This window comes from Saccharopolyspora sp. NPDC050389, assembly GCF_040655595.1.
GTDB lineage: Bacteria > Actinomycetota > Actinomycetes > Mycobacteriales > Pseudonocardiaceae > Saccharopolyspora.
This window is the reverse complement of the sequence record NZ_JBFAKG010000017.1, coordinates 1-22710: the sequence shown is the minus strand read 5'-3', so window position 1 is coordinate 22710 and position 22710 is coordinate 1. Positions and strand designations below refer to the sequence as shown.

General features: G+C 70.8%; 23 protein-coding genes. 13 read left to right on the top strand and 10 right to left on the bottom strand.

Translation table 11 applies throughout. The annotated features are described in order from the left end of the window. The first annotated feature begins 6 nt into the window (after nucleotides 1-6). From AB0I53_RS13500 to AB0I53_RS13475, 6 genes are read left to right on the top strand one after another with little or no spacing between them, the layout of a single operon-like run. The gene (locus AB0I53_RS13500) at nucleotides 7-1224 is read left to right on the top strand and encodes a cytochrome P450 (RefSeq protein ID WP_358601246.1); all 1218 of its coding nucleotides are present in this window, start codon (nucleotides 7-9) and stop codon (nucleotides 1222-1224) included. 2 nt (nucleotides 1225-1226) lie between these two features. After that, nucleotides 1227-1871, top strand: a complete 645-nt coding sequence (locus tag AB0I53_RS13495) for a TetR family transcriptional regulator (RefSeq protein WP_358601243.1) — start codon at nucleotides 1227-1229, stop codon at nucleotides 1869-1871. A 41-nt stretch (nucleotides 1872-1912) separates the two neighbouring features. Continuing rightward, nucleotides 1913-2113: a ferredoxin gene (locus AB0I53_RS13490; protein ID WP_358601240.1), complete on the top strand. Its 201-nt coding sequence runs from the start codon at nucleotides 1913-1915 to the stop codon at nucleotides 2111-2113. Then, the gene (locus AB0I53_RS13485) at nucleotides 2110-3291 is read left to right on the top strand and encodes an FAD-dependent oxidoreductase (protein WP_358601237.1); all 1182 of its coding nucleotides are present in this window, start codon (nucleotides 2110-2112) and stop codon (nucleotides 3289-3291) included. Before AB0I53_RS13490 ends, AB0I53_RS13485 begins: the two co-directional genes overlap by 4 nt. 23 nt (nucleotides 3292-3314) lie before the next feature. Further along, complete coding sequence (locus AB0I53_RS13480) at nucleotides 3315-4532, top strand: cytochrome P450 (RefSeq protein ID WP_358601234.1); 1218 nt, start codon at nucleotides 3315-3317, stop codon at nucleotides 4530-4532. Nucleotides 4533-4556: 24 nt separating this feature from the next. Beyond that, the gene (locus AB0I53_RS13475) at nucleotides 4557-4751 is read left to right on the top strand and encodes a ferredoxin (protein ID WP_358601232.1); all 195 of its coding nucleotides are present in this window, start codon (nucleotides 4557-4559) and stop codon (nucleotides 4749-4751) included. A gap of 60 nt (nucleotides 4752-4811) precedes the next feature. Here the strand turns inward: AB0I53_RS13475 and AB0I53_RS13470 are convergent, their stop codons facing one another. Next, nucleotides 4812-5768 carry a GlxA family transcriptional regulator gene (locus AB0I53_RS13470; protein WP_358601571.1) on the bottom strand — a complete coding sequence of 319 codons (957 nt, stop codon included), beginning with the start codon at nucleotides 5766-5768 and terminating at the stop codon, nucleotides 4812-4814. Nucleotides 5769-5857: 89 nt separating this feature from the next. On the opposite strand from AB0I53_RS13470, the gene AB0I53_RS13465 reads away from it, so the two are divergent. Together AB0I53_RS13465 and AB0I53_RS13460 are read left to right on the top strand one after the other, a co-directional pair. Further along, a complete protein-coding gene (locus AB0I53_RS13465) occupies nucleotides 5858-7060 on the top strand; it encodes an MFS transporter (protein ID WP_358601228.1) in 1203 nt (400 codons plus the stop codon). Between the two features lie 66 nt (nucleotides 7061-7126). Further along, a complete protein-coding gene (locus tag AB0I53_RS13460; RefSeq protein ID WP_358601225.1) occupies nucleotides 7127-7588 on the top strand; it encodes a hypothetical protein in 462 nt (153 codons plus the stop codon). An 87-nt stretch (nucleotides 7589-7675) separates the two neighbouring features. On the opposite strand, the gene AB0I53_RS13455 is transcribed toward AB0I53_RS13460, so the two are convergent. The 5 genes from AB0I53_RS13455 to AB0I53_RS13435 all read right to left on the bottom strand — a co-directional run bounded on the left by AB0I53_RS13455 (nucleotide 7676) and on the right by AB0I53_RS13435 (nucleotide 11420). Continuing rightward, on the bottom strand, nucleotides 7676-8689 hold the full coding sequence (locus AB0I53_RS13455) for a M14 family zinc carboxypeptidase (protein ID WP_358601222.1): 1014 nt from the start codon (nucleotides 8687-8689) through the stop codon (nucleotides 7676-7678). A gap of 96 nt (nucleotides 8690-8785) precedes the next feature. Continuing rightward, entirely contained in the window at nucleotides 8786-9151 is a 366-nt protein-coding gene (locus AB0I53_RS13450; protein WP_358601219.1) for a DUF1801 domain-containing protein, read from the bottom strand. Continuing rightward, the gene (locus tag AB0I53_RS13445; RefSeq protein ID WP_358601216.1) at nucleotides 9129-10433 is read right to left on the bottom strand and encodes a DUF6596 domain-containing protein; all 1305 of its coding nucleotides are present in this window, start codon (nucleotides 10431-10433) and stop codon (nucleotides 9129-9131) included. The genes AB0I53_RS13450 and AB0I53_RS13445 overlap by 23 nt, the downstream gene beginning before the upstream one ends. Next, on the bottom strand, nucleotides 10430-10765 hold the full coding sequence (locus AB0I53_RS13440; RefSeq protein WP_358601213.1) for a YciI family protein: 336 nt from the start codon (nucleotides 10763-10765) through the stop codon (nucleotides 10430-10432). The genes AB0I53_RS13445 and AB0I53_RS13440 overlap by 4 nt, the downstream gene beginning before the upstream one ends. A gap of 28 nt (nucleotides 10766-10793) precedes the next feature. Further along, nucleotides 10794-11420, bottom strand: a complete 627-nt coding sequence (locus AB0I53_RS13435) for a dihydrofolate reductase family protein (protein ID WP_358601210.1) — start codon at nucleotides 11418-11420, stop codon at nucleotides 10794-10796. A gap of 273 nt (nucleotides 11421-11693) precedes the next feature. Between AB0I53_RS13435 and AB0I53_RS13430 the strand changes: the two genes are divergently transcribed. Then, nucleotides 11694-12893: an MFS transporter gene (locus AB0I53_RS13430; RefSeq protein ID WP_358601207.1), complete on the top strand. Its 1200-nt coding sequence runs from the start codon at nucleotides 11694-11696 to the stop codon at nucleotides 12891-12893. Nucleotides 12894-12920: 27 nt separating this feature from the next. On the opposite strand, the gene AB0I53_RS13425 is transcribed toward AB0I53_RS13430, so the two are convergent. After that, the gene (locus tag AB0I53_RS13425) at nucleotides 12921-13847 is read right to left on the bottom strand and encodes a LysR family transcriptional regulator (protein WP_358601204.1); all 927 of its coding nucleotides are present in this window, start codon (nucleotides 13845-13847) and stop codon (nucleotides 12921-12923) included. A gap of 138 nt (nucleotides 13848-13985) precedes the next feature. Here AB0I53_RS13425 and AB0I53_RS13420 point away from each other — a divergent pair, with 138 nt between their 5' ends. The 3 genes from AB0I53_RS13420 (at nucleotide 13986) to AB0I53_RS13410 (ending at nucleotide 18259) form a co-directional block, all read left to right on the top strand. Next, complete coding sequence (locus AB0I53_RS13420; protein ID WP_358601202.1) at nucleotides 13986-15314, top strand: MFS transporter; 1329 nt, start codon at nucleotides 13986-13988, stop codon at nucleotides 15312-15314. 27 nt (nucleotides 15315-15341) lie between these two features. Next, on the top strand, nucleotides 15342-16994 hold the full coding sequence (locus AB0I53_RS13415) for an amidohydrolase (protein ID WP_358601199.1): 1653 nt from the start codon (nucleotides 15342-15344) through the stop codon (nucleotides 16992-16994). A gap of 359 nt (nucleotides 16995-17353) precedes the next feature. Next, nucleotides 17354-18259 carry an NADP-dependent oxidoreductase gene (locus tag AB0I53_RS13410; protein ID WP_358601196.1) on the top strand — a complete coding sequence of 302 codons (906 nt, stop codon included), beginning with the start codon at nucleotides 17354-17356 and terminating at the stop codon, nucleotides 18257-18259. A 6-nt stretch (nucleotides 18260-18265) separates the two neighbouring features. Here AB0I53_RS13410 and AB0I53_RS13405 read toward each other — a convergent pair whose 3' ends face one another. The 3 genes from AB0I53_RS13405 to AB0I53_RS13395 all read right to left on the bottom strand — a co-directional run bounded on the left by AB0I53_RS13405 (nucleotide 18266) and on the right by AB0I53_RS13395 (nucleotide 21503). Further along, nucleotides 18266-19108, bottom strand: a complete 843-nt coding sequence (locus AB0I53_RS13405) for a hypothetical protein (RefSeq protein WP_358601193.1) — start codon at nucleotides 19106-19108, stop codon at nucleotides 18266-18268. Between the two features lie 308 nt (nucleotides 19109-19416). After that, nucleotides 19417-20967 carry a glycoside hydrolase family 30 beta sandwich domain-containing protein gene (locus tag AB0I53_RS13400; RefSeq protein WP_358601190.1) on the bottom strand — a complete coding sequence of 517 codons (1551 nt, stop codon included), beginning with the start codon at nucleotides 20965-20967 and terminating at the stop codon, nucleotides 19417-19419. Between the two features lie 104 nt (nucleotides 20968-21071). Then, a complete protein-coding gene (locus tag AB0I53_RS13395; RefSeq protein WP_358601187.1) occupies nucleotides 21072-21503 on the bottom strand; it encodes a MerR family transcriptional regulator in 432 nt (143 codons plus the stop codon). 55 nt (nucleotides 21504-21558) lie between these two features. Between AB0I53_RS13395 and AB0I53_RS13390 the strand changes: the two genes are divergently transcribed. Continuing rightward, a complete protein-coding gene (locus tag AB0I53_RS13390; protein WP_358601184.1) occupies nucleotides 21559-22518 on the top strand; it encodes an SDR family NAD(P)-dependent oxidoreductase in 960 nt (319 codons plus the stop codon). Nucleotides 22519-22710: the final 192 nt, after the last annotated feature.

The following is a 22710-nucleotide window of genomic DNA, read 5'->3' as shown; positions in this document are numbered from 1 at the left end:
GCGCGCATGGCGAGCGAGGGCGAACAGGTGCTGGACTACCCGATTCCCAGCGCGGCGGCGCTGGAGCCGCCCGCGGAGTGGGCGCAGCTGCGGCAGGAATGCCCGGTCGCGCGGGTGTCGCTGCCCAGCGGCGACGAGGCGTCGCTGCTCACCCGCTACGACGACGTCAAGCGGGTGCTGTCCGACCCGCGGTTCACCCGGCAGCTCAGCGCCGAAGGCGCGGCCCGGATCTCGGCCAACGAGTCGGGCGGCGTGTTCAACAGTTCGCTGGCGACCGCGCTCCCCCAGTCCGGCGACGCGCACCAGCGGTGGCGGCGGATGGTCGGCAAGTGGTTCACCGCACGGCGGATGACCGCGCTGCGGCCCGAGATCGAGGCGATGACCGAGCGGCTCATCGACGACATGGTGGCGCGCGGCGGCCCGGCGGACCTCAAGGCGAACCTGGGTTTCCCGCTGCCGGTGTGGGTCATCTGCAACATGCTCGGCGTGCCGGACAGCGACCGGGACAGGTTCGCGCACTGGTCCGACACGCTGCTCAACCTGACCCGCTACGAGCAGGCGGAGATCGACGCGGCGCAGGCCGAGTTCGTCGAGTACATGGCCGCTCACATCGCCGCCAAGCGCGCGGAACCGGGCGAAGACCTGCTCAGCGAGCTCATCACGGGCACCGACGCCGAAGGCCGCCGGCTCGGCGACGCGGAACTGGTGGGCACCGGCCAGGGACTGCTGGTCGCCGGGCACGAGACCACCGCGAACATGATCGGCAAGATGGTGGCGATGCTGCTGGCCGACCGGACGCGGTGGGAACGGCTGCTCGCGGACCGGACGCTGGTGCGCACGGCGGTGGAAGAGGCGCTGCGGTTCGACGCCAACCCCGGCTTCGGCATGCCGCGCTACATCGGCGAGGACGCCGAGGTCGCCGACATCCGGCTGTCCGCGGGCACGACCGTGGTGTGCAGCATGGCCGCGGCCAACCGCGACGCCACGGCGTTCGACGGCGCCGACGAGATGGACCTCGGCCGCAGCCCGAACCCGCACCTGGCCTTCGGCGCCGGAGCGCACTCCTGCCTGGGCCAGGCGTTGGCCCGCACCGAGCTGCAGGCCGTGCTCGACGTGCTGCTCCGCCGGCTTCCCACCCTGGAGCTCGCCGTCTCGGCGGAAGACCTCGACCGGGTCGAAGGCCTCGCCGTCGGCGGCCTCCGCGAACTTCCGGTGCGGTGGTGACGATGGCCGGGAAGACCATCCGGGCGGAGCGCGTCAACGCGACGCGGGAGCAGATCTTGACGGCGGCGGAACGGCTGTTCGCCGAGCACGGGGTGTTCGCCGTGTCCAACCGCCAGGTCAGCGAGGCCGCGGGGCAGGGCAACAACACCGCCGTCGGCTACCACTTCGGCACCAAGACCGACCTGGTGCGGGCGATCGCGCGCCGGCACACCGAGCAGATCGAACGGCTGCGCCTGGCCATGGTCGCCGAGGCCGACGGCTCCACCGACGTGCGGGACTGGGTGGCCTGCCTGGTGCGCCCGGTCACCGAGCACCTGGCCGCCCTCGGCAGTCCCACCTGGTTCGCCCGGTTCGGGGCGCAGGTCATGACCGATCCCGCGCTGCGCGAGATCATGATCGACGAGGCCCTCACCGCGCCGTCGCTGCTGCAGGTACTCGACGGCCTCAACCGGTGCCTGCCCGCCCTGCCGGTCGACGTGCGGCTGGAACGCGGCGACATGGCCCGCCAGCTCATGGTGCACATGTGCGCCGAGCGCGAACGCGCTCTCGCCGAGGGCACCGCCACGCCCCGGAACAACTGGCAGGACGCCGCGAGCGGCTTGATCGACGCTATCGTCGGGATGTGGCTGGCACCGGTCACGCGTTGATTTCCGTTGGAATCGCCCACATCCCGCCGAGGAGGATGCTCGTGAAGGTGGCCGTTGACGAGGACAGGTGTTGCGGCGCAGGGCAATGCGCGCTGCTCGCTCCCGAGGTGTTCGACCAGCGGGAGGACGACGGAGTCGTGATCCTGCTGGACGCGGCACCGGCCGAGCAGCTGCGCGCCGCGGTCCGCGAGGCCGCCGGCGTGTGCCCGGCCGCGGCGATCGAGCTCGGCGAGAACGCGTGAACGCCCCCGCCGGCGTGCTGGTGGTCGGGGCGTCCGCCGCCGGGATCGCCACCGCAGACGCGTTGCGCCGCAAGGGATACCGGGATTCCCTGACCCTCCTGGGCGCCGAGTCCCACCTGCCCTACGACCGGCCGCCGCTGTCCAAGCAGGTCCTCTCCGGGACCTGGGAGGCCGAGCGGGTCCGGCTCCGGTCGCCGGAGAAGCTGGCCGAACTGGACGCCGAGATCATCCTCGGCGACCCGGCGGTCGGCCTGGATCCGGCGACGCGCACCGTCCGCACCGCCTCCGGCCGCACCCTGAACGCCGAAACCATCGTCGTGGCAACGGGACTCCGGCCCCGCACGCTGCCCGGCCAGGACGGCCTGACCGGCGTCCATGTGCTGCGCACCGTCGACGACTCCGTCGCCTTGCGGTCGGCCTTGCTGAGCGCGACGCAGGTCGTCGTCGTCGGAGACGGCGTCCTCGGCACCGAAATCGCCGCCACCGCAAGGGGAATGGGTGCGGACGTGACGCTGGTCGGCCCGCAGCCGGTACCGATGGCGAGCCAGTTCGGTTCCCTGGTCGGCGGGCTGCTGGGCGAACTGCACGCCGAGCGCGGCGTCCGGCTGCGGCTGGGCACGGCGGTCGACGGGCTGACCGGGCAAGACGGCCGGGTCACCGGCGTGCGCCTGGACAACGGGGACGAATTGCCCGCCGATGTCGTCGTGGTGGCGCTCGGCGCCGCGCCTGCGACGGAATGGCTCGCGGACAGCGGACTGCGGCTGGACAACGGGCTCGTCTGCGACTCCCGCTGCCGGGCGGCGGAAGGGATCTACGGCGCCGGGGACGTGGCCCGCTGGCAGCACGACGCGCTCGGCGTCTCGCTGCGGCTGGAGAACCGGACGAACGCCACCCTGCAGGCCAACGCCGTCGCCGCCAACATCCTCGGCGAGGACCAGCCCTACGCACCCGTGCCGCACTTCTGGACGGACCAGTACGACACCAAGATCCTGGTCCACGGCCTGCCGACGGCCGCAGCAGAAGCGACCATTGTGGACGGAGATCCGGCGGACCGGCGGTTCGTCGCGATGTACCGCCGCGACGGCGAAGCCGTCGGCGTGCTGGGTTGGAACATGCCCAAGCAGACCCGGTTGCGCCGCAACGAAGTCGTCGAGGCGCTCTCCGCACCGGCCCCATGACGACGACTCAGGAAGGGCGAACGATGATCCCAGTTCGCGAGGAATCGACGGATGTCCCGGAGTTCCCGATGGCCCGGGCGGCGGGCTGCCCGTTCGACCCGCCACCCGACCTGCGGACCCGGCAGGAGGCGGGCCCGCTGGCGAAGGTCCGGTTGTGGGACGACAGCACTCCGTGGCTGGTGACCCGCTACGCCGAGCAGCGGACGCTGCTGGCCGATCCGCGGGTCAGCGCCGACATAACGCGCCCCGGCTACCCGAGTTCGGCGCCGGTCGGCCCGGGCGGATCCAGCGTCAGCTTCATCCTGATGGACGATCCCGAACACGCCCGGCTGCGGCGGATGGTGACCGCGCCGTTCACCGTCAAGCGGGTGGCCGCGATGCGGCCGGCCGTGCAGAAGATCGTGGACGACCTGATCGACGAGATGCTGGCCGGCCCGAACCCGGTGGACCTGGTCGAGGCGTTCGCGCTGCCGGTGCCCTCGCTGGTGATCTGCGAACTGCTCGGCGTCCCCTACTCCGACCACGACTTCTTCCAGGAGAACAGCAAGACCATCATCAAGCGGGACGCGAGTCCCGACGAGCGTGCCGCCGCGCTGGGCCGGCTGGCCGGTTACCTGGACGACCTGGTGAGCGCGAAGCTCGCGAACCCCGGCGACGACCTGCTGTCCCGGCTGGCCGAGCGGGTCGCGGCCGGGGAGCTGGCCCGGGCGGAAGCGGCGCGGATGGGCGTGCTGCTGCTGATCGCCGGTCACGAGACCACCGCGAACATGATCGCCCTCGGCACGCTCGCCTTGCTGGAGCATCCCGAGCAACTGGCGCTGCTGCGCGAAACCGACGACCCGAAGCTGGTCGCCGGCGCGGTCGAGGAACTGCTGCGCTACCTGCACATCACGCACAACGGGCGGCGTCGGGTGGCGCTGGAGGACATCGAGATCGCCGGTCACGTCATCCGCGCCGGCGACGGCCTAATCATGGCCAACGACATCGGCAACCGCGATCCCGAGGCCTTCCCCGATCCCGACCGGCTGGACCTCCGCCGCGACGCCCGCCACCACGTGGCCTTCGGGTTCGGCGTGCACCAGTGCCTCGGTCAGCCGCTCGCGCGGATGGAGCTGCAGGTCGTCTACAGCACGCTCTACCGGCGCATCCCCACCCTGCGGGTGGCCGAAGACCTGGCGCGGATCCCGTTCAAGCACGACGGTTCCGTCTACGGCGTCTACCGCCTGCCGGTGACCTGGTAACCACCCCGAACCCGAGGAGTTTCGATGAAGGTGACCATCGACCAGGACAAGTGCGTCTCGTCCGGTCAGTGCGTGATGGCCGCGGAAGAGGTCTTCGACCAGCGCGACGAGGACGGTGTCGTGGTGCTGCTCAACGCGAATCCGCCCGCCGAACTCGCCGAAGACGTCCGGCAGGCAGCGGTGGTGTGCCCGGCGCTGGCCATCGTCGTGGAGGACTGACGGCGGCGATCGCGCCGCGGCTCGCCAGCGGCGCGATCGCTCGTTCTGGGGATTCCCCCGCTAGGCGCTTCGGTATTGCGATGGATTGACGCCGTAGCGGTCGCGGAAGGCCTGCCGCAGGGTCTCGGTGGACTTGAATCCGCAGCGGCGTGCGATGGCGTCCAGCGGCAGGCCCGTCGAGCCCAGCAGCTGCGCCACCGCCTCGGTGCGCGCCGCGCGGACGAACTGGGCGGGCGTGGTGTCGAGGTGCCGGGCGAACAACCGCCGCACGTGCCGCTCGCTCATCCCGACGCGCTCCGCCAACGCCGCCAACGACAGGTCCGCGTTCAGGTTGCCGGTGACGTAGTTCGCCAGGTCGAGCACCGCCGCGTCGCCCGGCACGCCGGCGGAGAGGTACATGCTGATCTGGGCCTGGTTGCCCGGCCGGTGCAGGTAGGTGACGAGAGTCCGCGCCACCTCCCTGGCCAGCGACGGCCCGTGATCTTCGGCGATGAGGCTGAGGCTGAGGTCGAGACCGCTGGTGACCCCGGCCGAGGTGTAGAACCGGCCGTCCTTTATGTACAGCGGCGCCGAGTCGATGGTCACCGCCGGGTAGGCCGCGGCGATCCGCGCCGCGTGCGCCCAGTGGGTGGCGACGCGCCTGCCGTCGAGCAGGCCGGCGGCCGCCAGCACCGACACACCGGTGCAGATCGACACCACCCGCCTGCTGTTCCGGGCGATCCGGCGCACCTGCTCGACGACCGCGGCGTCCTCGCAGGCCGCGAAGTGACCGTATCCCCCGGCGACGATCAGGGTGTCGACGTCGGGCCCGACGTGCTCCAGCGCCCGGTCCGGTGTCAGGGTGATGCCGCAGGAGCTGCGAACCGGCCGGGCGCCCGCGGTGACGAGCTCGACCCGGTAGCCCGGCTCGGCGCCGAACCGGCCGGCCGAGGCAAACGCGTCGCCAGGGCACGCCACGTCCAGCAGTTCGACGTCCGGATACGCCACCACGACGACGCGCCGGTATCCCGCTGTCATCTGCTTCAAACCCTCCTCGGCGGACCTGGTGCGCAGGATTGCGGACATCGACGGCACCGCAGGCCCGCGGCCGTCGGCAGCCTAGCCGCATGACGGTTCGCCATGCCGTGACGGCGGAACGGGCCGGGTACGGCCTGCTCGCCGGCTTGTACACGGCCCAGTTCCTCGGCACGGGTTTCTTCGCCACGGCTCTCGCTTCCATCCTGCGCGATCGCGGCGTGCCGCTGGACCGGCTCGGCCTGCTGCAGGCGGCGCTGATGGTGTCTGCACTGCGGATGCTCTGGGCTCCGCTGGTGGACCGGTTCGGCTCCGCCTCGCGCGGGCACTACCGGTCGTGGTTGCTGGTGCTGCAACCTGCGATGGCGGTGACGTTGCTGTGGCTGGCCGTCCTGGATCCGGTGGCCGATCTGGATCTGATCATCTTCGCCGGGCTGGTCACGGCCGCGCTGTCGGCCACCCAGGACATCGCCGTCGACGCGCTCGCGGTTCGGCTGCTGCGCCCCGATCAGCAGGGCTTGGCGAACGGGGTGCAGGTTGCGGCCGGTTACGCCGGAAGCCTCGTCAGCGGCGGGCTTTCGCTGCTGGTGTACGACTGGCTGGGCTGGGTCGCGGCGGTGCTGGTGCTCACCGCGATGACGGCGGTGCCCGGGTTCCAGCTGCTTCGATTCCGCGAGCCGCGGGCGAAGCCGACCGGGGCGAGCCTGCGCGCGCGGTACGTCGCGCTGCTCGATCTGCTCCGCGACCGGCGGCTGGCGATGTGGATGCTGGTGGTGCAGCCCTGTTGCTGGGCGGGGATTTTCGCGGCCTACTCGCTGGTGGGCCCGATGCTGGTGGATGCGGGCTGGTCGCTGTCCGAGATCGGCTGGGTCACCAGCATCGCCGGTGACGCGGTGGCCATGCTCGGCGCCGTGATCGCCGGCGCCGTCGTCGCCCGCCTCGGCAGCCGGGTGTGCCTCGTCCTCTTCGGACTGTCGCAGGTGGTGGCGTTGCTCTCGTTGTTCCCGCTGGCGTTCGGCTCCGGGCCGATCGTGGCGACGAGCGCGGCGATCCTGCTGTTCAAGGTCGCGTACGCGGCGTCGGCCACGGTGATCGGGACCGTGTCGATGCGGCTGTGCCGCCCGTCGATGGCCGGTGCCGACTACAGCGCCATGGCCGCGGTCGGCTCGGTGGTCGCCTTCGCCGCCGGAGCGGTGGCGCTGACGGCGGCCGGTGCATTCGGATATCCGGCGGCGCTGGCCGCGGCGGCGGCGCTCGCGCTCGCCGGGGTGCTCGCCGTGCGGTGGATGCCCTGACCGATCCCGGGCATTCGCCCCGAGGCGTCAGCCGGTGGCGATCCGGCCGGCTTTGCTCGCGGTGGCGTGCAGGATGGCGCGGCGGATCAGAAGTCGAGCTTCTACTGGCTTTTCGACAACCGCCAAGCCCTGGTCGACGCGGCGCTGGAACGCTGGGAACGCGTGGAGACCGATGAGGTCATCCCCAGGCTGGCCGCCGTCGCGGACCCCGCCGAACGGCTCCGCCTGCTGGTCGAGACCGCCTTTTCGGCCGGCCGCAGCGGCACGCTCGCACTGCGGTTGCTCGTCGACACCGTCAACCCGGCGGCCCGCTCCGTCGCCGAGCGGGTCACCCGCAAGCGGATCGCCAGCATCGAAGAAGCGCTGGCCGAACTCGGCCGCCCGGCCGACCAGGCCCGGCACCTCGCCGCCGCATACGCGATCTACCTCGGCACGGCCACGTTGAACAGCGCCTCCGCCGCGCCCGAGGACACCAAGTCCTATGTGGACACCGTGCTCGAATCCTTCGGCGTACCGGCGAATCGCTAGCGCAGCTGCGCCGGCAAATGAAGAAGCACACGACCTGCGCGCCCCGCACAGCGCGAACAACCGCAGGTCGTGTGCTTCCAGACCGACTCAGTCGGAATGCGTGCCGCTCGCCGCGGTCTGCGGCAGCGGCGTCCCGCGCGGCGGGATCGCGTCGGCCTCGGCCGGATCGACGTTCGCCAGCGAGCCGTCGGCCGCGCTGTGCGCGATGGCCAGCATGGACCGCAGCGCCGAGTCGATCTGCGCCTGCTCGTGCTCCGCGCCCATGTCGCTCAGCTCGATGAGCACGCTGCCGCTGCCGCGCAGGCCGTAGGCGTTGCGGGCGATGCCCTGGTAGTCGCCGCCCGGGTACTGCGACACGTTCGCGCCGCCCTCGGTCATCGAGTGCTGCGCCACCACCGAAATCTGCTTGGCCAGCGCGATGTCGTCCGCTTCGACGCCGGGGGTCGTCGGCCACAGCAGCGACGCGGTGATCTCGCGGCCCGCGTCATCGACGTAGCGGCCCTGCATGTGGTAGTCGACCACGATCTGCGGCTGGAACTGCGCGTAGTGCCGCTGGATCAGGCCGGCCTCGGTGGCCGGGTTGTCCTCGGGCGCGACCGCCGGGTCGTGGTAGCGGTTGATGTCGTAGCCCTTGCCCGCCTCGCCGAACTCCGGATCGGCGTCGGGCGCGTAGTTGTAGCGCCAGTTCTGCTCGTGGCCGTCGGGATTGGCCCGCACCACGATGTCGACGGTCACCTGCGACCGCAGCCAGCGCTGGTAGTCGCTCCGGCCGACGCCGACGTCACGCAGGAACTCCAGCGCGGCGGGTGTGCCGAGCGGCTCGTCGCCGTGCTGCTGGGTGACGTAGAGGATGCGCAGCGGCCCGTCGCCCACCCGCGCGCTCCACACCGGCCTGCCCTGGTTGGACTTGCCGATCGCGTTCACCTGGATCGCGCCACGGCTCCGCCACTGGAGCTCCTGCAACTCCCGGGCGAGCTCCTCCGTGCTGGGCCGCGGGTCGACCCGTCCGGGCGACGCGGCCTGCGAAGGCGCGACGAACCCCAGGACGGAAAGGACTGCTACGACAACGGAAAGCAGCGCTATGCGCGTCGACTTCACCATGACGCAGGAGTCTGCCCCGCCGAACGTCCGCACCACAAGATCCGCACGCCGATTCCATTGCGTCGGCAACGATCCGGCGACGTGAATCCGGCGTCCTCAGCAGATCGTGCCCGGCCGCGCCGCGGTGGCCCTGAGCAGCTCCTGCAACAGGTCGAAGTCGATGCCGTCCGGCCTGCGGAATCGCAGGCAGCCCTTGCCCATGTCCTGCGCGGCCAGCCGTTCCTCGAACGCCTCGCGGACGTCGCTGCGCATGAGGTAGAAGGAGATGTACTGCTTCTGGCTGGCGAACGCGATCTCAGCGGTGCCGTCGCGCTCGTACACGGGCATCCCGTAGGCCATGACCTCGTCGAAGCCCTCCAGCTCCGCTCGGCACAGCTGCCGCAACCTGGTCAGGGCGTCCCTGCGTCCCGCCGGCACCTCGGCCAGATAGCCGTCCACATCATTCGCCTTGCTCTGCACCATTCGACGAGGCTATGCCACTTTTCGCCTGATCAATTCCCAGGCGCGCAGGGCGTCGCACCGGGCCGGTTTCGGCGAGACGGCCGGCGAGGAACGCGCGCTCGGCGTCGTTGTCGGCCAGCGCGAGTGCGCGCTCGTACGCCTCGGCAGCCTCGGCCCGGCGGCCCAGTCGGCGCAGCAGGTCGGCCTTGATCGCGGGCAGGTAGCGGTAACCGGCTAGCCGCCCGTCCTGTTCGAGTGCCTCGACCTCGGCCAGCGCGGACGCGGGCCCGTCGACCATCCCGACCGCGACGGCGCGGTTGAGCGCGACCACCGGCGACGGCCACACCTTCAGGAGTTCGTCGTAGAGCACCAGGATCTGCGCCCAGTCCGTGTCGCCGTACGTCGGTGCCGTCGCGTGCAGCATCGCGATGGCGGCCTGCAGGGCGAAACGTCCGGGGCTTCCGCCGCGGAGTGCTCCGTCGACCAGGTCGTGCGCCTCGGCGATGGCCTGCTGGTCCCAGGCCGAACGGTCTTGGTCCGCCAACAGCAGCAGGCGCCCGTCCGCGGCGGTGCGGGTGGCGCGGCGGGCGTGGTTCGCCAGCAACAGCGCGAGCAGGCCCCGGGCTTCGCGCTCGTCCGGGATCAGGTCGCAGAGCATGCGCGCCAGGTCGAGCGCCCGCTCGGCGAACTCGTCGTTGACCAACGTCGGTCCTGTCGGCGCGGTGTGGCCGGTCGTGTGCAGCAGGTGGATCGTCGTGAGGGCCGTGTCCAGCCGTTCCGGCAACCGAGCCGGGTCAGGCATTTCGAAGGGGATCCGCGCCGCCGCGATCTTCTTCTTCGCCCGCGTGATCCGGGCCGCCATGGTCGGCTCCGGAACCAGGAACGCCTTCGCAGTGTCCGCGGTCGTGACGCCGCAGACCAGTCGCAGCGTGAGCGCGACCTGGGCCTCGGGCGCCAACGCCGGGTGGCAGCAGAGGAACACCAGCCGCAGCCGGTCGTCCGGCACCACCGCGCCGGTCGAGGGTTCGGCTTCGACCGGCTCCACCAGCAGATGCAGCTTCGACCGCAGCGTTCTGGCTCTGCGCAAGGCATCCAACGCGTTGTGCCGGGCCGCGGTGGTCAGCCACGCCCCCGGCCTGGCCGGCACGCCGCCGCTCATCCAGGAGTCGAGCGCGGCGACGTACGCGTCCTGGACGCATTCCTCGGCCAGGTCGAGGTCTCGGGTGACGCGCACCGTCGCGGCGAGCACCGCGGCCCACTCGCGACGGTGCGCGTCGTCGATCGCCTGCCGAACGGACGTCACGCTTCGAGCAGCGGCCGCACCTCGACCGCGCCATCCATGATCGGGAGCAGCTTTCCGATGGCGATCGCCGTTTCGAGGTCCTCGGCCTCCACGACGAAGAACCCGGCGATCACCTCCTTGCTCTCGATGAACGGGCCGTCGGTGACCGTGCCGCTCTTGTGGACCGTCCGCGCCGTCGCGCTGGGCTGCATCCCGTGCTCGTGCACGACCTTCGCGCCCATCGCGGCGATCTTCTCCCCGGCGCGGATGTTGGCCTCCATGACCTCGGGCGGGATGTCTGCCACGCCGCCGGGGGTTTCCTTCTCGTAGATCAGAATCGCGTACTGCGGCATCGCTGGTCCTGTTCGTCGTGTCGGCCGGTCACCAGTTCCCGGTCTCCGGGCCCATCGTGCCTCGTCCGAGCTTGCCATCCCGCACATAGGTGCTGATCAGGACGCCGCCGCTCGATGTCGTGGTGTCCGCCAGCCGGAGCCCGGCCGGAACCGTGCCCGTCGCGAACAGCCGCTTGCCTGAGCCGATGAGCACCGGGAAGACCAGCAGGTGGAACTCGTCGACGAGGTCGTGCTCGAGCAGCGTCTGGATCAGGCCGCCGCTGCCGTGGACCTGGATCTCGCCGCCCTCGCCCCGCTTGAGCTCGTCGACCGCCGCGACGACGTCACCGGTGAGCAGCGTCGAGTTCCGCCACGACAGGGAATCCAAGGTCCTCGACGCGACGTACTTGGGCAAGCCGTTCATCTTCGCCCCGATGGGGTCGTCGGCGGCGGCCAGCGGCCAGCTGGCGGCGAAGATGTCGTAGGTCCGGCGCCCGAGCAGCAGCGCACCCGCCCTGCCGACCAGCTCGGTCATCAACCGGATGAGCTGCTCGTCGAAGTGCGGCACCGACCAGCCGCCGTGCTCGAACCCGCCATCGCGGTCCTCATCGCCGCCGCCCGGCGCCTGCATGACCCCGTCCAGGGACAGGAATTCGGTGACCATGAGCTTTCGCATGTCGTTTACCTCCATCGGTGCTAACGGGCGCTGGTAGAGACGCCCCACCAACTACGGCGAACGAGCCCACCCGGAATCGACACGCCCCGCGAACCGATTGTGGGCCGACGACGCCCACTCCTGCCGGTCCTCGACCGGGGCGAGCAGCTCGTCGCGCACGGCAGGCGAATTGGCCCGGGTTCTCTTTCCGGGAATGCACCAGATCCGCGGTCGTTTCCGCCCCTAGGGTCGTGGTGTGGCAACTCGCTTTTCCCGGGAAGGGCTGCTGGATTCGTGACGACCTGCGACGATCCGGTGTCCGCGACCGATGGCCGGTCGACCACCAAGGGCTGGCTCGCCGTGCTGGCCGTGACCCTGGGCATCTTCTCCCTGATGACCTCCGAACTGCTGCCGGTGGGCCTGCTCACGCCGGTCGGCTCCGCGCTGGACGTGTCGGAGGGCACCGCGGGCCTGATGCTGACCGTTCCCGGCCTGGTCGCCACCGTCTCGGCGCCGCTGGTCACGGTCGCGACCGGCCGCCTCGACCGCCGTGTCGTGCTGGCGGTGCTGATCGGCCTGGTCGGCGCGGCCAACCTCGCCTCCGCCTTCGCGACCGACTTCACGACCGTCCTGATCGCCCGCTTCCTGATCGGCGTCAGCGTCGGCGGATTCTGGTCCGTATCCGGCGGAATCGCGTTGCGCCTGGTGCCGGAGCGGCACGCGCCCCGGGCTACCGCGGTCATCTTCGGCGGTGTCGAAACCGCGTCCGTCTTCGGCATTCCCATCGGCACGTTCCTCGGCGACCTCACCGGGTGGCGCAACGCGTTCGCGGCCGTGGGCACTCTCGGGCTGGTCTCCCTGGTCTGCATAGCCGTCCTGATGCCGAAGGTGCCGGCCCGGCGGACCATCGGATTCGCCGACCTGCCGAGGGTCTTCCTGGGCAACGCGGGCGTGCGGGCCGGCATCGCCGTCACGTTCCTCGGCGTCACCGGCCACTTCCTGGCCTACACGTTCGTCCGGCCGATCCTCCAGGAAGACGGCGTCGACGGCGCGATGATCGGCGTGCTGCTGCTGGCATTCGGCGTCGCCGGGATCTGCGGCAACTTCGTCGCCGGAGCGCTCATCACCAAGCGGATGCGGCAGACCGCCGCAGGCATCGCCGCGATCCTCGCCCTGGCCATGGTCGTCCTCGCCGTCGTCGACAACACCGCCGTCACCGCAGCCGCCATCCTGGCGCTGTGGGGCATCGGCTACGGCGCGCTGCCGGTCACCTTCCAGACCTGGATCCTCAAGGCCGCCCCGGAGACCACCGAGGCGGCATCCTCGCTGTACGTCTCCACGTTCAACCTGTCGATCGCGCTCGGCTCGCTCGTCGGCGGCCTGGCCGTCGACGGCATCGGCACCACGAGCGTGCTGTGGTTCGGCGCAGCACTCGCCATCCTCGCCCTGTTCGTGGTGGGAGGATCCCGCCGCGCCAAGGCCGCCACCTCATGACGGAAGTCCACAAGGGACACTTCGATCTCAGGGCCGGATCTGCAGCCCCGGAAACCGCCGCGTGCGCTCCTCGCAGTAGACGCGCAAGCCGTCGACCAGGGCGTGAATGGAAGGCCGCGCGTAGTGCGCGGCGTCCCAGCCCGCGTGGAGGGGCACGGTCAGCGGCCCTTCTGAGGTGCGCACGATCAGGTCCCGCAGGCCGAACCGGGCCTCGTCGGTGACCAGGCAGATCCCGCGGCCCGCCGCGGCAAGGGCCTGGGCGAAGGCCGAGGAACCGGTCTCGACGACACCCGCAGGCGTCAGGTCCTCCCGGCTGATGGCCTCGTCGACGACCAGCCTGGCCACGTTCGACCGGGTCATCACGATCAGCGGCTCGGCGACCAGTTCGGCGAGGGCGATCGTGGTGCGCCCGCCCAGCGGGTGATCGGCGGGAACCTGGGCCATGACCGGCGTGCGCCCGAGGAACGCCGACTCCAGCGACGCCGGAGCCGGGAACGTCGAGATGCCGATGTCGGCGTCGCTGCGCATCAGCGTGTCGAAGACCCTGCTCGGCTCCTCCTGGATGGCGTCGCGGAGCGTGGGCCCGGCCGCGCCGCCGCCCGCCATGAACGGGGCCAGCAGGGACGCGACCGTGGCGGGAGCGGCGACCACGGTGAGCGCCGCCTCCTCCCCCTCGCCCATGACGGCCATCGTCTCGGCGGCCTGTTCGGCGCGGCGCACCAGGTCCTGGGCGATCGGGCGGAAGCGGCGGCCGGCGGCGTTGAGCGTCAACGATCCGGGACGACGCGTGAACAGCGAAACCCCCAGGTCCCGCTCCAGGGCGCTCAGCTGGCGCGACAGCGAGGGCTGCGCGACGTGCACCTTGCGGGCCGCGGCCGTGACCGACTCGGCCTCGGCGACGGCGAGGAAGTAGCGCAGCACCCGGAGCTCCACGGCGGCCTCCCCTCTCATCATGCCTCCGAGGCATGAGATTGCTAGCAATCAAGTATTAGACGACATCAGGGGCCGAACTCAAACTATGGGCTGTCCACAGCCCACCTGGCTCCTCCGGTGAGAACCCGCACCGAAGGCTCCGCGACCGCCGGAGACCCCATGAACGTCCCACACCCCGCCGGGGGCGCCCGCGCTTCGAGCCAAGCCCGCCGCGCTGGTCTCGCCTCGTTCGTCGGCACCACCATCGAGTGGTACGACTTCTACATCTACGGAACGGCGTCCGCGCTGGTCTTCGGGAAGCTGTTCTTCCCCGAGGTGTCGCCCGCCGCGGGCGTGCTCGCCTCCTTCGCGACGTTCTGGGTCGGCTTCCTCGCCCGGCCGCTCGGCGGCATCATCTTCGGCCACTTCGGCGACCGCATGGGTCGCAAGGGCACGCTGGTCACCACGCTGCTGATGATGGGCGTCGCCACCTTCCTGATCGGCGTGCTGCCCACCCACGCGCAGATCGGCGTCGCCGCCCCGTTCCTGCTGGCGCTGCTGCGCGCCGTCCAGGGCATCGCCGTCGGCGGCGAGTGGGGCGGCGCGGTCCTGATGGCGTCCGAGAGCGCGCCGAAGGGCCGGGGTTCGCTCTTCGCGATGCTCGTGCAGCAGGGCTCCCCGGCCGGGGCGATCCTGGCCACGCTGGTCTTCCTGGCCGCGGGCACCCTGGACGACGCGGCCTTCGCCTCGTGGGGGTGGCGCGTGCCGTTCCTGCTGTCGGGGCTGCTCGTCGTGGTCGGCCTGCTGATCCGCATGAAGGTCGAGGAGTCCGGCGAGTTCGAGCGGGTCAAGGACAGCGGCGATGTGGTGCGGCTCCCGGTCGCCGAGGTGCTGCGCACCTCCTGGCGGACCGTGCTGCTCGGCATCGGCGCCTCGATCATGGGCATCTCGGCCGCGTACTTCACCAACACGTTCGTGCTCTCCTGGACCACCAACGAGCTGCAGATGAACCGGCAGACGATGCTGTACGTCCTGCTCGCGATCTCGGTGGTGCAGTTCCTGTGGCAGCCGATCGCCGCGCTGATCTCCGAGCGGGTCGGCGAGGCCCGGTTCATGGTGTGCTCGCTGCTGGTCAACGTCGCCTTCGCCGTCCCGATGTTCTTGCTGATCAACACAGCGCGGCCGCTCCTGGTCTTCGCCGGCATCGCGCTCGCCATCGTCAGCGGCTCCGGGTACTACGCCGTGCTGGCCGGGTTCCTCGCCCGCGCCTTCCCCTCCCGGATCCGCTACACCGGCATCTCGCTGTCCTACCAGCTCTGCTCGACGCTCATCGGCGGCACGACGCCGTTCGCGGCCCAGGCCCTGCTGACCTCCAGCGGCGGTTCCTTCTGGCCGGTGGCCGGGTTCTACGTGGCTCTGCTGCTGATCACGACCGCGTGCGTCGCCGGTCTCGCCCGCTTCGGCGCGCGGCGAGCAGACCAGGAGCAACCCGCCCCGGCGATCGCCTGACCCATCCCGAGAAGGAGTTGACCAACCGTGCACCTAGACGCGATTTTCCACAATGGACGGTTCACGACCCTCGACCCGGATCGCCCCGCGGCCCACACCGTCGGCGTCCTGGGCGGCCGGATCGCCGCGCTCGACGAGGAGGTGGCGGGCTGCGCGTCCGACGTCGTGGTCGACCTCGGTGGCGCGCACGCCGTGCCGGGCTTCAACGACGCGCACCACCACCTCAGCCTGGTCGGCAAGGGACTGCGCGAGCTGGACGTCTCCTACGGAGCCGCGCCAAGCCTCGACGCGCTCTACCAGGCCGTGGCCGAGCGGGCGGCGACGCTGCCGGCCGACGCGTGGGTGATGGGCTCGGGCTACGACCAGAACAAGATCGGCGACCACCCGACCGCCGAAGCGCTCGACCGGGCCGCCCAGGGCCGCCCGGTCTGGCTGATGCACACCTCGCACCACATGGCCGTGGCCAGCACGGCGGCGTTCGCGCGGGCCGGGTTCACCGATCTCACCGACGTGCCCGACATGCCGGGCGGCCACGTCGTGCGCGACGCGGGCGGACGCGCGGAGGGGCTGCTCCAGGAGACCGCGATGCAGCTGGTCGAGCGCGTGCTCCGGCCGGAACCGTCCGAGGAGTGGGTCGCCAACATCGCCGCCGCCTCGAAGGCCGCGCTCGCGATCGGCCTGACCAGCGCGACGGAGCCGGGCATCGGCGTCGTCGACGGCATCGGCAACGGCCCCGCCGACCTGGATTCCTTCATGCGGGCCCGGGAACGCGGCCTGCTCGGCGTCCGCATGACGGTCATGCCCTACATCACCGCACTGCGCGACTGCGGCGCGTTGGAGCCGGGCAACACCTGGTACGGCCTCGACTTGGGCCTGCGCACCGGCTTCGGCGACGAGTGGCTGCGCATCGGGCCGACGAAGATCCTCTCCGACGGTTCGCTGATCGGCCGGTCCGCGGCGATGTGCTGCGACTACCACGACTCCCCCGGCAACAGCGGGCTGCTGCAGTACGAGCAGGAGCAGATCCGCCGCTACATCGTCGAGGCGCACCGCTGCGGCTGGCAGGTCGCCACGCACGCCATCGGCGACGCCGCCCTGGACATCGCCCTCGACTCGTATGAGGAGGCGCAGCGGCTGCACCCGCGCGCCGATGTGCGCCACCGGATCGAGCACGCTGCGGTGACGAGTACGGAGCAGGTCGCCCGGATCGCCGAGCTCGGCCTGATTCCGGTGCCGCAGGGCCGGTTCCTGTCGGAGATCGGCGACGGCATGCTGGCGGCCCTCGGCCCGGAGAGGGGCCAACTCGCCTACCGGATGCGCTCGTTCCTGGACGCGGGCGTGGAACTGCCGGGCTCCACGGATGCGCCGGTGGTCGCGCCCGACCCGCTGCTGAGCATCCACGACATGGTCAACCGGCGCACCGCCTCTGGCGCGCCGATCGGCCCGCACGAGGCGGTGACGGCGCACGAGGCGCTGCGCGCCTACACGATCGGCTCGGCCCACGCCGTCCACGAGGAGCGCATCAAGGGAACTCTCGCCCGGGGCATGCTCGCCGACTTCACGGTCCTCAGCGACGACTTGCTGAGCGTGGCACCGGAACGCATCGGTGAGCTCACGGTGGGCGCGACCGTGGTCGGCGGGCGGGTCGCCCACGACACCGGAGCGTTGAAGATCGCCTGAAAGCACCCGGCCGCAGCCGCCGCACAGACCTGCTGCGGCTGCGGTCGGTGGTGTTGCGGGTTGTCGATCTCGGCGTGCCGACCCCGGGACAAACCGGCCAGCACCTCCAGCTCGCGGACGTTCAACCGGTCCAGCGGCTTGGCGCTGGGCGGAACCGGCGCGTCGAGCAGATGCGACGGGTCTGGCCAGCTGGATTGCACAACGCCACGCTAGCCCGAAGGGCAGCGGGCCGAACTGCCCATCCGGATGGTCGGCGCTACTCGTCCGAGCAGTGCGCCCGCGCCGGCACGGGTCAAGACTGGGTCCCGACACGACGACCCGCCGCGACCCGGGTCGTCCTTCATCACCGGAGGGATCCCATGCGTGCCATCGAATTCGCCACCTACGGCGGCCCCGACGTGCTGGAACTGCGGGAGGTTCCCGTTCCCGAGCCCGGCCCCGGGCAGGCCCGGGTCGCCGTCCGGGCCGCCGGGGTCAACCCGCTGGACTGGAAGCTCCGCAGCGGGGCCATGTCGGATGTCGCCCCGCTGGCGTTCCCCCACCGGCCCGGTCTCGAATTCGCCGGCGTCGTCGATGCCGTCGGCGATGGCGCACCGGTCGAAGTGGGCGACGAGGTGCTCGGCTGGTCCGAGACCGGCAGCTACGCCGAGTACGCGCTGTCCTCGGTGCTCACCCGCAAGCCCGAATCTTTGACCTGGCGGGACGCGGCGGCGCTGCCCGTGGCCGGCGAGGCGGCGCTGCGCGGGCTGCGGCTGCTCGAAGTCGGCGCGGGCGACGTCCTGCTCATCCACGGCGCCAGCGGCGCGGTGGGCGCTCTCGCCACGCAGCTCGCCGTCGCCCGCGGTGCCACGGTCATCGGAACCTGCGGCGACAGCGGCACGGAGTTCGTCCGGTCCCTCGGCGCGACTCCGGTCCGCTACGGCGACGGCCTGGTCGAGCGGGTGCGCGAGATCAGCCCGGGGGTGGACGCGGTGCTCGACGCCGCAGGGCACGGCGCGCTGCCGGATTCGGTGGAACTGCGCGGCGGGACCGACCGGATCGTCACGCTCGCCGATCCGGCTGCGTTCGGCATGGGGATCACCTTCTCCGGCGGCGAACCCGGCGACCAGAACAGTGCGGTGCTGCGCGAACTGGTCGACCAAGTCGCGTCCGGCAGGCTGCGGATCCGCCACGCCCGCTCCTACCCGCTGGCCGAGGCGGCGCGGGCGCACGACGACAGCGCCACCGGCCACAGCGGCGGAAAGCTCACCCTCGACATCGGCTGAGGCGGGTCAGATTCCCGGCGCGATGATGCTGTCGTAGGGCGTGGTCAGGTGTTGCGGCGGGCGGGACAGGTGCAGTGCGGTGTGGTAGCAGCCCTCGGTTTCCTTCCCGGTGGGGTCGGCGCCGGTGGCCGCGACGGCGGCGATGGCGTAGCGCTGCTCCTCCGGGTCGGTGAACCGGCGTTGCACGAGGGTGCGTTCCGCATCGACCTCGGTGACCAGCCCGTGTTCGGCGAGGGCGTCGGCGATGGGCCGGTAGGTCCCGGTGCGCAGGACGAAGGCGGCCACCCATGCCGGTTCGGCGGCCGCGTGCAGCAGCTGGTGGAAGGTCCGGGCGGAGAGGAAGCTCATGCCACCGGTCACGGTGATCAGGTTTGCCGAGGCGGCGGCCCGCAGGAACGCCGGAGACGCGGTCTCGGTCTCCAGGTTCTCGGTGAAACCGGCGTCGAGCAGGCCGACGGCCACCGCGTAGTCGATCGCGGGAGCGGCAATGTCCAGGCCCACCACCGGGACGGTGTCCTCGCGGCGACGGGCCGCGTAGAAGTGCTTGTCGCGCTCGATCAGTTCGGCGGTCTCCAGCTCGGCCACGTGCGGTGAGGTGTAGTGGGTGTGGAGGTCGTCGAAGGTCAGGTGGTGGTTGAGCAACGCGGCGTTGACACCGTAGGAGCAGCACAGGTCCAGCACCGTCACCGGCCCGGACATCGCCCGTTCCGCCAGAAGGCGGCGGAAGACCGGTTGGGCGTGATGCGGAGTCCGGTAACCGAACCGGCCGAGGCTGCTGAAATAGGCGCGAGGGTCGGGTTGGTCGTAGATCTCGTCGAACGGAGTCCTGTTTCCTCGAGGCTGCGACATGCCTCGATTCTGGCAGCACGCCCGGTCCCCCCGAGAGCCGCTGATCATCGACAACACCTTCGGGCCAGCGCTTGGTCCAAGTAAGTGATAATGACGAGATCACGGCCTTCACCGGCTCCTGCGGCACGATTCACCGTGCTCTCGCTGCGCGCGAGACGACCTCATTTCGCAATTTCCGAGCGGAGACCGTTTCCATTGCTCTCGTTTCTGCTCCGATGTGGACCTGATTTGCCCGCAGGAGAAGGACGAAGATTTCTCTCGAGTCGGGTGCCGGGCTTTCTTCGTCCGGCACCCGCCCGCGTTCCTCCTCAGGCGGCGCGTCTGCGGCGGGGCCGCCGCGTCGAGCCGGCCGGCAGCGCAGCGGCCTCATCGCCGCCGGCACTTGCGCCTGCGGGACCGGTAGTGGCGGCGCCCCAGGTGAACGTCGCCGCCGTGTTGGCCGGTAGGTCGTAGGCGAAGGACTGGCCCGCCCAGTTCACCACCACGTTTTGCGTGGCGTCGGTGGTGTTGTAGGCGATCAGCGCCTTGGAGCCGTCCGGGTTGCGCCAGGCGACGTTGCGCACCGCCGGATCGTCGTTGGTTTGGATGCGCACCGCGCCTGGCTCGACGAACTTGGTCAGGTGGCCCGTCGAGTAGTACTCGATCTCGTAGTCCACCTGGCCGTGCTGGCCATCTCCATTGTGGACGGTGATGAGCCCGGTGCAGACGTCGCAACCGCCGTTGTGCGGGCCGCTGTTCTGGTCCACCGCGAGGCTCCACTTCACCACGCTGCGGCCCCAGTTCCGCGTGTAGTCGATGATGTTGAGCATGTCCTCGGCCTGCTGGTCGCCGATCCAGGTGCCGCCAGAATGCTCGGTGTCGTAGGACTTCACGTCGGGGAACTCGTCGTGCGCGCGGGTCTGCGCGGACACGTCGCCGCCGTAGCCGTGCCAGGCGATGCCGCCGAACAGCGGATCGCCGACGATCTGCGGGTCCTGCAGCTGCGGGCGGGCCCAGGTGTCGTAACCGTCCCAGTTCCAGTCCATGACCAGCGTCTTGGTGCCGATCCCGGCGTCCCGGAACGCCGGCCACAGCGCGTTCTTGGTGAAGTAGACCAGGCCTTCGGTGTTCCACTGCATCGACGGGTAGCCGGGGCAGCAGCCGGGCTCGTTCTGCGGCGACACGTAGTCGATCGGCACGCCTCGCGCCTGGTACTCCTGCACGTACTTGGCGAAGTACCGGCCGTACTCGCCGTAGTACTGCGCCTGCAGCCAGCCCTGGTGCAGGTTGCCGTTGTCCTTCATCCACGCGGGCGCGCTCCACGGCGAGGCCATGATCTTCATCGCCGGGTTGAGCTCCTTCGCGCGCTTGGTCAGCGGGAGCACGTCGGCCAGGTCGTGCGCGATGGAGAAGTCGCCGACGTCGCAGCAGGTTTCGTCGAAGGAGTAGTCGAACCTCGCGAGGTCGGAGGAGCCCATCGGGTTGCGCAGGAACGAGAGCCCGATGCCGGCGTTCGGGTCGAACAGGCGGCGCATGGTGTCCTCGCGGGTGGCGTCGGACAACGCGCCGCTGGAATTCATCAGCCACGCCGCGGTGTCGGTGAACGACGCGCCGGCGCCCTCGAACTCCTGGAACGTGCCGGATTCGTCGACGCCGATGGTGGCCTGGCCGGTTCCGCCGCCCGGCCCGAATTCGACCGGCGCCTGCTGCTCCAGGCCGCGGGTGACGACGCGGCCGCCGGGATCGGAGGTGGTGGTGAGCCAGATGTCCACGGTTTCACCGGCGGCCTGCGCGGGCAGGGCGGCGCCGAGGATCGCCAGCGACGCGGCGCTCAGCAGGATTACCAGTCTTCCCAGTGGTTTTCGGTGCACGGAGGTCACGGGCAGCTCCTCGGCGAACGGGACGTGCCGGCATTTTGTTGTCAACGACAACAAAGAGTGCCACGGCCCGGCCGCCCCGACAAGGGATCACCGCCGACTCCGCGTCAGCCGGCCTCCTCGATGGCCTTCGGCAGGTTCCAGAGGCCGCTCGCGGTGCCGTTGGACACGTGCTCCTCGTAGACCTCGACCTTGTGGTTGATAAGGTCGAGGCAGCTGGTGAGCTCGTTGATGCGGTCGACGACCTGCCGCTGGTGCTCGCGCAGCAGCGCGAGCCGCTCGTCCTCGTTGCCGGGACCGCGGCGGACCAGCTCGGCGAGGTGCCGGATTGTCGCCAGCGGCATCCCGGAGGCGCGGAACTTGGTGCAGTTGACCAGCCACTCCACGTCCAGCTGGCGGTAGACGCGGCGGCCGCTGGAGTTGCGCCGCACTGGGCCGATCAGCAGGCCTTCGCGTTCGTAGAAGCGCAGGGCGTGCACGCTCAGCCCGGTGCGTTCCACTACCTGCCCGATGCTGAGCTCCGAGGCGCTTTGGGTCATGCCGGGAGCCTACTGATTTGACCTAGAGAGAGCTCTAGCTCATAGCTTTCGCCACATGACAGCAACTCCGACCACAACACCTCAGGGCAAGATCGGCTCCGGGTTCGGTGCCCGCAGCACCGCCGCCGAAGTCCTGCACGGGATCGACCTCACCGGGAAGCTCGCGATCGTCACGGGCGGCTACTCGGGCCTCGGCCTGGCGACCACCCGCGCGCTCACCGACGCGGGCGCGCACGTCGTCGTCCCCGCCCGCCGGGTGGCCGAGGCGCGGGAAACCCTCGGCGATGTCGAGGTGGCCGAGCTGGACCTCGCCGATCTGGGCAGCGTCCGCAGCTTCGCCGAGCGGTTCCTCGCCTCGGGACGCGGCATCGACCTGGTCATCAACAGCGCCGCGACCATGGCGTGCCCGGAGACGCGGGTCGGTCCGGGCTGGGAGATGCAGTTCGCGGTGAACCACCTCGGCCACTTCGCGCTGATCAACCTGCTGTGGCCGGCGATCGCGCCGGGTGCGCGCGTCGTCTCGGTGTCCTCGGCGGGCCACCAGTTCTCCGGGATCCGGTGGGACGACCCGCACTTCGAGCGCGGCTACGACAGGTTCCTGGCCTACGGGCAGTCGAAGACGGCGAACGCGCTGTTCGCCACCCACCTCGACGCACTCGGGCGGGACTCCGGGGTGCGGGCGTTCTCGCTGCACCCGGGCGCCATCCTCACCCCGCTGGTGCGCCACCTGCCCAAGGAGGAGATGGTTGCAGCGGGCTGGATCGACGCGGCGGGCAACCTGGTGAACAGCGACTTCAAAACGCCGGAGCAGGGCGCGGCGACGCAGGTCTGGGCGGCGACTTCCGCGCAGCTGGCCGGGATGGGCGGCGCCTACTGCGAGGACTGCGACATCGCCGAACCCACCGACAGCACCGAAGGCTGGACCGGCGTGCGCGACTACGCGACCGACCCGGACCAGGCGGCCCGACTGTGGGCGCGATCCGCCGAGCTGACCGGCATCAACGCCTTCGCCTGACGGCGGCCGGATTTCCCGCCCGACGCGAAGTGGCCACCTGACCCGGCAGCCCTACCGTCCCGAACGGGGCCGTGAGTCTTTTGGGCTGCCATAGCAGCCCAAAAGTGCCGGTGATCGGCCTGCTCGCGGAAACCGCCGAATCCGGCGAGTTCACCTCCGCCGACGCGGAGGCGTTGCGCGGCCTGGCCCAGC